The sequence below is a fragment of the Stenotrophomonas sp. 278 genome (assembly GCF_003935715.1).
Classification (GTDB): Bacteria; Pseudomonadota; Gammaproteobacteria; order Xanthomonadales; family Xanthomonadaceae; genus Stenotrophomonas; species Stenotrophomonas maltophilia_AH.
The window spans coordinates 1-11,332 of record NZ_RHPP01000132.1; the positions used below are offsets into that span (position 1 = coordinate 1).

Annotated in this window: 9 protein-coding genes and 1 pseudogene; 6 read left to right on the plus strand and 4 right to left on the minus strand. The window is 65.0% G+C overall.

Annotation, left to right across the window (positions count from 1 at the left end; translation table 11 throughout):
- The 6 genes from infB to EGJ34_RS17590 form a co-directional block, all read left to right on the plus strand.
- The coding region (gene infB / locus EGJ34_RS17565) for a translation initiation factor IF-2 (RefSeq protein WP_125361766.1) at positions 1-2,071 on the plus strand (2,071 nt) is incomplete at its 5' end.
- Positions 2,072-2,192: 121 nt separating this feature from the next.
- On the plus strand, positions 2,193-2,582 hold the full coding sequence (gene rbfA, locus EGJ34_RS17570; RefSeq protein ID WP_125361767.1) for a 30S ribosome-binding factor RbfA: 390 nt from the start codon (positions 2,193-2,195) through the stop codon (positions 2,580-2,582).
- Positions 2,583-2,627: 45 nt separating this feature from the next.
- Positions 2,628-3,536 (plus strand): tRNA pseudouridine(55) synthase TruB, encoded by a 909-nt coding sequence (gene truB / locus EGJ34_RS17575; RefSeq protein ID WP_125361768.1) that lies wholly within the window; start codon positions 2,628-2,630, stop codon positions 3,534-3,536.
- 161 nt (positions 3,537-3,697) lie between these two features.
- A complete protein-coding gene (gene rpsO, locus EGJ34_RS17580) occupies positions 3,698-3,958 on the plus strand; it encodes a 30S ribosomal protein S15 (protein WP_005417886.1) in 261 nt (86 codons plus the stop codon).
- Positions 3,959-4,109: 151 nt separating this feature from the next.
- Positions 4,110-6,218 (plus strand): polyribonucleotide nucleotidyltransferase, encoded by a 2,109-nt coding sequence (gene pnp / locus EGJ34_RS17585; RefSeq protein ID WP_125361769.1) that lies wholly within the window; start codon positions 4,110-4,112, stop codon positions 6,216-6,218.
- Between the two features lie 343 nt (positions 6,219-6,561).
- Positions 6,562-7,731 (plus strand): glycoside hydrolase family 18 protein, encoded by a 1,170-nt coding sequence (locus EGJ34_RS17590; protein WP_125361770.1) that lies wholly within the window; start codon positions 6,562-6,564, stop codon positions 7,729-7,731.
- A gap of 268 nt (positions 7,732-7,999) precedes the next feature.
- On the opposite strand, the gene EGJ34_RS17595 is transcribed toward EGJ34_RS17590, so the two are convergent.
- The 4 genes and pseudogenes from EGJ34_RS17595 to EGJ34_RS22330 form a co-directional block, all read right to left on the minus strand.
- Entirely contained in the window at positions 8,000-8,998 is a 999-nt protein-coding gene (locus EGJ34_RS17595; RefSeq protein ID WP_125361771.1) for a hypothetical protein, read from the minus strand.
- A 303-nt stretch (positions 8,999-9,301) separates the two neighbouring features.
- The gene (locus tag EGJ34_RS17600) at positions 9,302-10,867 is read right to left on the minus strand and encodes a PepSY-associated TM helix domain-containing protein (protein ID WP_125361772.1); all 1,566 of its coding nucleotides are present in this window, start codon (positions 10,865-10,867) and stop codon (positions 9,302-9,304) included.
- A gap of 10 nt (positions 10,868-10,877) precedes the next feature.
- Positions 10,878-11,141, minus strand: coding sequence for a hypothetical protein (locus tag EGJ34_RS17605; protein WP_125361773.1), 264 nt, complete (start codon positions 11,139-11,141; stop codon positions 10,878-10,880).
- Positions 11,141-11,332: pseudogene (locus tag EGJ34_RS22330) on the minus strand (hypothetical protein); the annotation flags it as partial. The pseudogene EGJ34_RS22330 and the gene EGJ34_RS17605, both read right to left, overlap by 1 nt.

Sequence of the window (11,332 nt, forward strand, 5' to 3'; positions counted from 1 at the left end):
GGCCGCTGCTGCTCCGGCCCGTGCCGCGCGTCCGGCTCCCGCCGCGCCTGCGCGTCCGGCTCCGCGCGCCGATGATCGCCCGAGCCGTGGCAATGATCGTGGTTCCAACGACCGTGGCAGCAAGCGCGACGACGACGGTGGCAACCGTTTTGCCGGCCAGCTGCACCTGTCGGCCGCCGACCGTGCCCGTCGTGGCAACAACAGCAATTCGCGTGGCCGTCCGGCCGCTCGCGGCCAGCAGGGTCGTCGCGGCAACGAACAGTCGCGTGGCGGTTCGGGCAGCCATGGCTTTGAACGTCCGACCGCTCCGGTCGTGCGTGAAGTCGCCATCGGCGAAACCATCACCGTGGCCGACCTGGCCCAGAAGCTGGCCCTGAAGGGCGGCGAAGTGGTCAAGGCGCTGTTCAAGATGGGCGTGATGGCCACCATCACCCAGACCATCGACCACGACACCGCTGCACTGGTGACCGAAGAACTGGGCCACAAGGCCGTGCGTGCTGACAGCGACGACGCCGAAGACGCACTGCTGGCTGCAACCGGCGAAGAGCAGGGCGAAGCCGTGCAGCGTCCGCCGGTCGTGACCATCATGGGTCACGTTGACCACGGCAAGACCTCGCTGCTCGATTACATCCGCCGCACCAAGGTCGCCGGTGGCGAAGCCGGCGGCATCACCCAGCACATCGGTGCGTATCACGTTGAAACGCCGAAGGGCGTGATCAGCTTCCTGGATACCCCGGGCCACGCCGCGTTCACCTCGATGCGTGCCCGTGGTGCCAAGCTGACCGATATCGTGGTGCTGGTGGTGGCTGCCGACGATGGCGTCATGCCGCAGACCAAGGAAGCGATCCAGCACGCCCGTTCGGCGGGTGTGCCGCTGATCGTGGCGATCAACAAGATCGACAAGTCCGGTGCCGACCCGATGCGGGTCAAGAACGAGCTGCTCGGCGAGCAGGTCGTGGCCGAAGATTTCGGTGGTGACATCCAGATGGTGGAAATCTCGGCCAAGGCCGGTACCAACATCGATGCGCTGCTGGATGCGATCTCGATCCAGGCCGAACTGCTGGAACTCAAGGCCGTTGACCAGGGTCGCGCCAGCGGCGTGGTCATCGAGTCCTCGCTGGACAAGGGCCGTGGTCCGATCGCCACCGTGCTGGTGCAGCAGGGCCAGCTCAAGAAGGGCGACTACCTCGTGTGCGGTATCCAGTACGGCCGCGTGCGTGCGCTGTTCGACGAAACCGGCAAGCAGCCCGATCACGCCGGCCCGTCCATTCCGGTGCAGGTGCTGGGTCTGTCCGGCGTGCCGGATGCCGGCGATGACTTCGTGGTTGTCGACGATGAGCGTCTGGCCAAGGACGTCGCGCAGCAGCGCGACACCAAGCGTCGTGAATCGCGCATGGTCCAGTCTGCCGGCAGCCGCATGGAAGACATCATGGCGACTCTGGGCAAGGGCAATGGCCAGCAGGTGCTGAACCTGGTGATCAAGGCCGACGTGCAGGGTTCGGTGCAGGCGCTGAGCCAGGCACTGGTCGCGCTGTCCAACGAAGACATCCGCATCAACGTGATCCACTCCGGCGTGGGCGGCATCACCGAGTCCGACGCCAACTCCGCCGTGGCTTCCAAGGCCACCGTGATCGGCTTCAACGTGCGTGCCGACGCCTCGGCCCGTCGCATCATCGAAGCCAATGGCGTGGACCTGCGTTACTTCTCGATCATCTATGACGTGATCGATCAGGTGAAGCAGGTGGCTTCCGGTCTGCTCGGCGTGGAGATCCGCGAAGAGATCATCGGTATCGCCCAGGTCCGCGACGTGTTCCGCAGCTCGAAGTTCGGCGCGGTGGCCGGCTGTATGGTCATCGAAGGCGTGGTCAAGCGCAGCAAGCCGATCCGCGTCCTGCGCGACAGCGTGGTGGTGTTCGAGGGCGAGCTGGAATCGCTGCGTCGCTTCAAGGAGAACGTCGAGGAAGTCCGCAACGGTACCGAATGCGGTATCGGCGTGAAGGCTTACAACGACGTCAAGGCCGGCGACCAGATCGAATGCTTCGAGCGTATCGAAGTGCCGCGTACCCTGTAATGCCCCGGGGCCCGACCAACGGTCGGGCCCTACCGCGACAACCGGCCCGCTGTTGGGTCGGACATGTATCCCCGGTAGCGCCCGACCGTTGGTCGGGCGGCCCTAGAATCAAGAGCTTCCTGTGCCCAAAACCTTCCATCGAACCGACCGTGTATCCGCCCAGCTCCGCCGTGAACTGGGAACCCTCGTGCACAACGCGGTGCGCGAACACGGCCTGCCGTCGGTAAGCGTTTCGGACGTGGAAATCACCCGTGACATGGCACATGCCAAAGTCTTCGTCACCGCGCTGATGCCGGAACGTTCGGCTGAAGCGGTCAAGGGCCTGAAGGAAATCGCCTGGGGCCTTCGCATGGAACTGGCGCGTGCGATGAAACTGCGCCACGTGCCGGAACTGCACTTCCACTACGACGATTCGGTGGATCGCGGCGAGCATATCGACAACCTGCTGCGCGACCTGCCGGACACCGTTGCGGCGGAAAAGAGCCGCAAGGCAGACGACGAAGAAAACTGATACCACGCCGGGCACCGCCCGGCGTTTTTGTATTGCACCTATTCTATGAATCGAATCACCTTCCGCCGTCTGGACGGCATTCTGCTGCTCGACAAGTCGACCGGCATGAGTTCCAACGCCGCCCTGCAGGTGGCCCGCCGCCTGTTCCGTGCCGAGAAGGGCGGCCATACCGGCAGCCTCGATCCGCTGGCAACCGGCCTGCTGCCGTTGTGCTTTGGCGAGGCCACCAAGATTGCCGGCCTGCTGCTGGGGTCGGCCAAAGCCTATGACGCCGACATCGTGCTTGGTCAGACCACCGATACCGATGATTCCGACGGTGCCGTGCTCCGTGAACGCCCGGTGCCGGAGATCTCGCCTGAGCAGCTGGAGGCGGCGCTGGCTCCCTTGAAAGGGCGTATACGACAGCGCGCACCGATCTATTCGGCGCTCAAGCAGGGTGGTGAGCCGCTGTATGTGAAGGCCCGCCGCGGGGATGCCATTGAGGCTCCCGAGCGCGAGGTCGAGGTGCACGCGATCGAGGTGCTGGAGCAGCAGCCGGACCGCCTGCGGCTGCGCGTGACCTGCGGTTCAGGTACCTACATCCGCAGCATTGCCCGTGACCTCGGCGAAACCCTGGGCTGCGGCGCGCATATCGCCGGCCTGCGGCGGCTGTGGGTGGATCCGTTCCGCGACGCGCCCATGGTCACGCTCGACACCCTCCGCCACCTGGTGGAGCAGGGCGACGAGGCCGCCATGGACGCGCTGCTGCTGCCACTGGCGGAAGGGCTGGCACACTACCCCCGCGTCGAACTGGATGCTGAACAGACGCGGCGCTTCTGCATGGGCCAACGCCTGCGCAGCCCCGGTTGGGCGCAGGGCGGGGTGGCCGTGTACGGACCGGAGGGCCAGATCCAAGGCCTTGGGCAGGTCGACGAGGCCGGTCTGCTGGCTCCGCAGCGACGCTTCAACCTGTGACCTGAAGCATCCGGCGCTTGTCCGCGGAGCCCCTGACCGTTACAATTTCGCGGCCTTTTCAAGGCAGCCTGCATCCGCAGGTTCATCTTTCCGTTCACGGCGAGTCACGCGGTACGCCACTGGGGCGTTTCTGCGGGCCACGCATCTAAAGAGAAAAAGACATGTCGATCGACACCCAGAAGGTTATTGAAGACAACAAGCGCAGCGCCGCCGACACCGGTTCCCCGGAAGTCCAGGTCGCCCTGCTGACCGCCCGCATCGAACTGCTGACCGGCCACTTCAAGACCCACAAGAAGGATCACCACAGCCGTCGCGGCCTGCTGCAGATGGTCAATCGCCGCCGCAGCCTGCTCGACTACCTGAAGAAGAAGGACGTTGAGCGTTACAAGGCCCTGATCGAAAAGCTCGGCCTGCGTCGCTAAGCAAGAACCCCGACCGCGGCGCAGGAATGCGCCGCGGTTTTGTTTTGGTAGTACCGCATCACATTGCCTGGACCGGAACAGCCGGTCACCCGCAGGCGGCAAGGGTCGCCGGCGGTCCATTCGCAGACAGCATCATCCAAGGAAATCCCCCGTGGCAAAAATCACCAAAACCTTCCAGTACGGCAAGCACACCGTCACGCTTGAAACCGGCGAAATCGCCCGTCAGGCCAGTGGTGCCGTCATCGTCAAGATGGACGACACCGTGCTGCTGGTCACTGCCGTCGCCGCCAAGAGCGCGCGCGAAGGCCAGGACTTCTTCCCGCTGACCGTTGATTATCAGGAAAAGTTCTACGCCGGTGGCCGCATCCCGGGTGGCTTCTTCAAGCGCGAAGGCCGCGCGACCGAGAAGGAAACCCTGATCTCGCGTCTGATCGACCGTCCGATCCGTCCGCTGTTCCCGGAAGACTACCGCAACGAAGTGCAGATCATCGCCACGGTGATGTCGCTGAACCCGGACGTGGACGGCGACATTGCCGCCCTGATCGGTGCCTCGGCCGCCCTGTCGCTGGCCGGCACCCCGTTCATGGGCCCGATCGGCGCTGCCAAGGTCGGTTACAAGAACGGTGAGTACATCCTCAACCCGACCGTGACCGAACTGAAGGATTCGGAACTGGAACTGGTGGTGGCCGGTACCTCCAACGCCGTGCTGATGGTGGAATCCGAAGCCGCGCTGCTGTCCGAAGAAGTGATGCTGGGCGCTGTGACCTTCGGTCACCGCGAAATGCAGAAGGTCATCAACGCCATCAACGAGCTGACCGTGGAAGCCGGCACCAAGCCGTCGACCTGGGTGGCCCCGGTGAAGAACGACGCGCTGATCAGCGCGCTGAAGGAAGCCATCGGCCCGCGCCTGGGCGAAGCCTTCCAGGTGCGCGACAAGCTGCAGCGCCGCGACGCCATCGCCGCGATCAAGAAGGACGTCACCGAGTCGCTGGCCGGCCGCGTTGCCGCTGAAGGCTGGAACGGTGCCGAACTGGCCAAGGAATTCGGCGAACTGGAATACCGCACCATGCGTGACTCGGTGCTGGATACCAAGGTCCGCATCGACGGCCGTGCGCTGGACACCGTCCGCCCGATCACCGTGAAGACCGGCGTGCTGCCGCGTACCCACGGTTCCTCGCTGTTCACCCGTGGCGAAACCCAGGCCATCGTCGCCATCACCCTGGGCACCGCCCGTGACGGCCAGGTCATCGACGCCGTTGCCGGTGAGTACAAGGAAAACTTCCTGTTCCACTACAACTTCCCTCCGTTCTCGGTGGGCGAGTGCGGCCGCTTCGGCGCGCCGAAGCGTCGTGAAATCGGCCACGGCCGTCTGGCCAAGCGCGGCGTGCTGGCCGTGATGCCGTCGCTGGAAGCCTTCCCGTACACCATCCGCGTGGTCTCGGAAATCACCGAATCCAACGGCTCCTCGTCGATGGCCTCGGTCTGCGGTTCCTCGCTGGCCCTGATGGACGCCGGCGTGCCGGTGAAGTCGCCGGTGGCCGGTATCGCCATGGGTCTGGTCAAGGAAGGCGACCGCTTCGTCGTCCTGTCCGACATCCTGGGTGACGAAGATCACCTGGGCGACATGGACTTCAAGGTCGCCGGTACCGCTGAGGGCATCTCCGCCCTGCAGATGGACATCAAGATCGAAGGCATCACCGAAGAAATCATGAAGCAGGCACTGCAGCAGGCCAAGGCTGGCCGTCTGCACATCCTGGGTGAAATGGCCCACGGCCTGACCGCCCCGCGTGCCGAGCTGTCGGACTACGCGCCGCGCCTGCTGACCATCAAGATCCACCCGGACAAGATCCGCGAAGTGATCGGCAAGGGTGGTTCCACCATCCAGGCCATCACCAAGGAAACCGGCACCCAGATCGACATCCAGGACGACGGCACCATCGTCATCGCCTCGGTCAACGCCATCGCGGCGCAGGCTGCCAAGTCGCGCATCGAGCAGATCACCTCGGACGTCGAGCCGGGCCGCATCTACGAAGGCAAGGTCGCCAAGATCATGGACTTCGGTGCGTTCGTCACCATCCTGCCGGGTAAGGACGGTCTGGTCCACGTGTCGCAGATCTCCAGCGAGCGCGTCGAGAAGGTCGGCGACAAGCTGAAGGAAGGCGACGTGGTCAAGGTCAAGGTGCTGGAAGTGGACAAGCAGGGCCGTATCCGCCTGTCCATGAAGGCCGTGGAAGAAGGCGAAGGCGCTTCGGCCGAGTAATCGGCTGGCGTCATTGCTGAAATGAAAAAACGGGCTTCGGCCCGTTTTTTCTTTTTGGGCACGTTGCGGCGATGGACCGCCGGTGCATGGGCCGTTGGAGGTACGGCAGGACCGCTGTTGCATGGCCATTGGACGTACGGCTGGGAACTGGTAGGGTCGGTCGATAGACGACCGCCGATAACGGTGATCCGTTCTTTAACGCATGACCACAGAACGGAGCAACGCTGCTCCGTGATCATGCGTTACCGGGCGTTGAACACTTCACGGCGGTCGTCTATCGACCGACCCTGCCTCGCATTTCGTCATCCCATATTTCGTCATCCCGCATTCCGTGGAGCCCGCCATGTTCCGTGCATCGACGTTGTCCGCTCTGGTCGTCCTCGCCTTCGCGCTGTCATCGCCCCCGCTGCACGCAGCCGATACCCCACCAGCCAAGGTGATCGGTGCCTACTATCCCGGTGGCTCCGCACAGCGCTATCCGATCGCCACCATCCCGGCAGACACGCTCACCCACCTGTTCTACGCCTTCGCCCGCATTGAAGATGGAAAATGCGTGGTGGACGCCAATGCGACCGACCATTTCAAGGCGCTTGCAGCGCTCAAGCGCACGCACCCCCAACTCAACAGCATGATCTCCATCGGTGGCTGGAACGCAGGCGGCTTTTCCGATGCCGCGATGACCGAGCAGAGCCGCCAGCGATTCGTCGCCTCCTGCGTTGACCTGTTCTTCAAGCAACACGCTGGCAGCTTCGATGGCGTCGACATCGACTGGGAATTCCCGGTCTACGGCGGCCCCGTGGAAATCACCGACCGCCCCGAAGATCGACGCAACATGACCTTGCTGGTGCAGGAGTTCCGCCACCAGCTGGATGCGCTCGGCGGTCCGCATCGTCAGCTCACCGCCGCACTACCGGCCGGTCGTGTACAGACCGACGGGCCGTACGATCCTGCGCTGAGCTACGAGCTGAAAGAACTTGGCCAGGCGCTCGATTTCATCAATCTGATGACCTACGACATGGGTACCGGCTTCTCCAAGGTCTCCACCTTCAACGCACCACTGCGTGAGGTGCCGGAAGACCCGCTGGATCCGGCGCAGCGTCGCTGGAACAGTGTTGACGGGGCGGTGCGCTTCTACCGCGAACATGGCGTGCCGGACGAGAAGCTGGTGCTCGGCGTGCCGTTCTACGGGCGCGGCTTCAAGGTTGCAGAGGACGCCAACAATGGTCTTTATCAGCGCTACACCGCCCCGGCCGACGCCGGCGACTGGCGGCGCATCCGCGCCGACCTGCTGGGCAAGCCCGGCTGGCAGCGGCACTGGCATCCGGTGGCGCAGGCTCCGTGGTTGTACAACCCGGTTGAGAAAGTATTCATCAGCTACGAGGATGAAACCTCGATCGGTATCCGCGCCGATTACGCCAAGGCGCAGAACCTGCGCGGGGTGTTTACCTGGGAACTGACCGGCGATGACGACGAAGGCAGTCTGCTGAAGGCGATGGCAGCTCCCTACCGCTGATGGAGTGCGGGCGGGTGAATCGGTGTGCGGATCGGCGGAATGGACGGGATGGGCAGCGGTAGAGTCGGTCGATAGACGACTGCCGATAGACGTTCAACGCCCGGTAACGCATGACAAGGAATCGGAGAGGTTTGCCGGCAGGCTCCATGCGTCAAAGCGCCGATCACCGTCATCGGCAGTCGTCTATCGACCGACCCTACCGCCCCGGCATCGCGGGCGAACAATCATCCGATCATCCGCGTAGCGACACGCCATGCGTGTCGACCGTCTACCCGTCGGCTCGCGAGTCCGTGGGAGCTTCCCACCACACATGGCCATCCTCCGGCACGGGATTCGGCTGTTCCCGGGTTTCGATGCCATCGATGTAACGATCCGGGCCGGCGGCGACCCAGTTGGCCAGCAGGCGTTCGACCGCCGCCTTGCCCTGCGCACCAATGCCCAGGTTGCGCTCGATCCGCCAGTCGTCGTTGCTCGCCGCACCCACTTCGTGTGCCGTGTTGGCGGCAGCCCCGACGTGGGGCACACCGTAACTGCAACGCAGGCACAGCGTCACCACGGAGGCGGTCCAGTCCTCCACGTAGCCGACGCCCGGCAGTTCCATGTCGAGCAGCTCGCTCATGGCCTCCGCCGACGGGCTGCGTACGAACGCCGTATACGTGCGATGGTCCGACGCCTGCAGGGTCTGCAGCGCGTTGAACACCGGGACCGTGCCCTTGCCGCTGCGGCGCTCGCCGGTTGGGGCTCCGTCATGCAGCACGATGTCGAATAAGCGGTGTCCGCTTTCCGGAAGCGGCACATTCAACAGACGTGCACGGACCACGTCGATGCGCCGCGCAAACACGGTTTCGCCTTTGCCCCATGGGTTCAAGCGCACGCTGATCAGGCCGAAGTCGCGTTCGATGGGGCCTTCGCCTTCCGGTATGTTGATGCCGCACCGCGCCCATTGCCGCCGCGCCTCGGACCAGTTGCCAAGCGCGGTGGCGGCGATTCCGGCGTTCCACGCCGAAGCCTCGTTGAATTCGTCTTCCAGCTGCTGGGCCTGCAGGTTGTGCTCAAGCGAAGTCCGCCAGTCAAGCAGGTATTTGTGCGTCAAGCCGCGCATGTAATGCAGGTGATTGCCCGGCGGCGAGGCTTCGATCAGCTCGGCGAACAGGGTGCTCGCCAATTGAAGTTCGCCCCCGTTGAAGGCGGCGTAGGCGCGATCGTAAAGCGCATCAAGCGGGTCGGAGTCCGTCCGCGTATCGGTGAGGTCCATGTTCTCGGTCATGCGGGCGGTCCGTGGGATTCGGAGGAACGATAACACCACGCAGGAGGCGACATGCGCCGACGGAAGGCGGGGGTAGGGTCGGACGACAGTCGACCGCCGATAGACGTTCAACGCCCGGTAACGCATGACAGGCGATCGGAGAGGTTTGCCCGGTAGGGTCCATGCGTCAAAGCGCCGATCACCGCTATCGGCAGTCGTCTATCGAGCGACTCTACCGCCCCGGCATCGCGCGCGAACAGTGATCCGTGCATCCGCGCACGGCCCTACATCCGCGTAGCGACACGCCATGCGTGTCGTCGCCTGTCACCGCGCGATGGCCCACACGCTGTTCGGATCGCCATGCAGGGCGCGCTTGCGGGTCGCCCGCGCCATCGCGGCAAACCCGACCGCCATCGCCAGGGCCACGCCGTCCACCCAGAACAGCGGCCAATACCCATGCTGCGCGCTGGTCCACAGCCACAGCCCGGTCATCAGGCCATGCGACACCGGCACCAGCAGCGTGACAATGGCTGCTGCCCACAGCAGCTCGACCGCCGCCTTCGCCGGCGCACGCAGGGCCGCCCACAGCGCGCAGCCACCCCAGACCAGGAAGCAGGTCCAGCGCATGCCGCTCTCCGCGTGGGCAGGAGCCAGATGCTCCAGAACCTGCACGCTCACAAACGCCGCCGACACCGCCACACACAGGCCAATGCAGACGCCCACCGTGGCCCGCGCCATGTTGATCTGCGCGCGCCCCTGAACCTGCTGGCGGCGTTTGCGCCGCGATTCAATCCACAACAGGTTGCCGGAATAGAACAGGAACGCCCCGCCCAGCCCCAGCGCGAAGTACAGCCACGGCACCAGGCCATTGCCGAACTCGCCGAAGTGCAGCGCATAGGCGGCCGCCAGGGTCGCGTGGTTGGCATCGCGCTGGCCCGGCAACTGCGTGTGCAGCACTTCGCCGGTGTTGGCGTCCATCGCCACCGCACCCAGCGGGCCCAGCGCCTTGCCGCCGTCACCGGTGATCTCGATGGTCGCGTTGGCATCGCCGGCGTTGGCCAGCTTCAGGTAGGCAGGCTCGAACTCGGCCTGGCCCATTTCGTTGGCCACGGCAATCGAACGCGCATGCAACATGGCCAGGCTGCCCGGGCGGACGGCTTCGTTGGCCGGGGCGCGGATCGGCGCGGTGTCCATCGCCGCCGGCAATGCCTGCATCAGCTTGCCGTCATAGATCAGCGGATTCAGCGCCGCCAGCTGCAGGAACACCAGGCAGAGCAGGGCACCGGTCACCGCGAACAATAGATGGAACGGCAGGCTGAGCACGCCGATCACATTGTGCGCGTCCTGCCACATCTGCTTGTAGTTGCGGCTCGGGCGCAGCGCAAACAGGTCGCCCAGCAGCTTGGGCAGGTGGATCACCAGGCCCGAGAACAGCGCCAGGCCGTACAGCAGGCTCACCACGCCCATCAGGTAGATGCCGGCCACCGGCAGGCCCAGGGTGTAATGCAGTTCGTTCACCAGCTCGGCCAGCCCGGCCTGGGGCGGGGTAGGGCTGCCATCAACGTGATCGGCCCACGCAAACAGCCAGGTGCCCTGCGCGTTCTGCCAGTAGGCCACCGACTGCGGTGTTTCCGCCCCGGGGAAGGTCATGCCGATGTGCTTGCGCGCGTCCGGGTGCTTTTCCAGCACCCCATCCAGCAGGCGCTGTGCGTCGTCCAGTGTCTGTGCTGGCTGCGACATGCCCTGCGGCGACTGCCATAACGGCAGGTCGTGGTGAAACACGGTGATGGCGCCGGCATAGAACGCCACAAACAGGGCGAAGCCGGCCACAAGGCCGACCCAGGTATGCAGGGTGGTGAAGGTGCGCAGGGTGAGCGAACTGAATTTCATCGGCGGGGCCTCACTGCACCCATTGGAGGCCGCGCAGCAGCCACAGGAGTCCAAAGCCCAGCGCGGCAGCGGCGCTGAGTCCCGCCCACGCACGCAACCCGTTGCGGAAGGCAAACGCCCACAACGCCGCCAGCATCCAGAACGGGATGAAGGCGATCATGCTGGCGACGATGGCGCTCTGCCAGGGGCCCGGCGGCAGCCAGGCGACCAGGCCCGCGGCAGCGGCGGCGACGAAGAAACCGGCAAACAGGCCAGCCAGTGCACGTGCCCACATCAGCGCCGCGCCTCCGCTTCAGGGCGCGTCCAGGCCGCCACGTATGGCAGCACCAGCGCTGTGAGCATCCAGCCGCCCAGCGTCACGCACAGCCCGGTGGCCAGCCCCAGTTGGCCCATCCACAGCCACAGCGCGGTCGCAAAGGCGACCAGGCCGATCTGGCGGCCCAGCCGGCCGGCACGGCGCAGGCG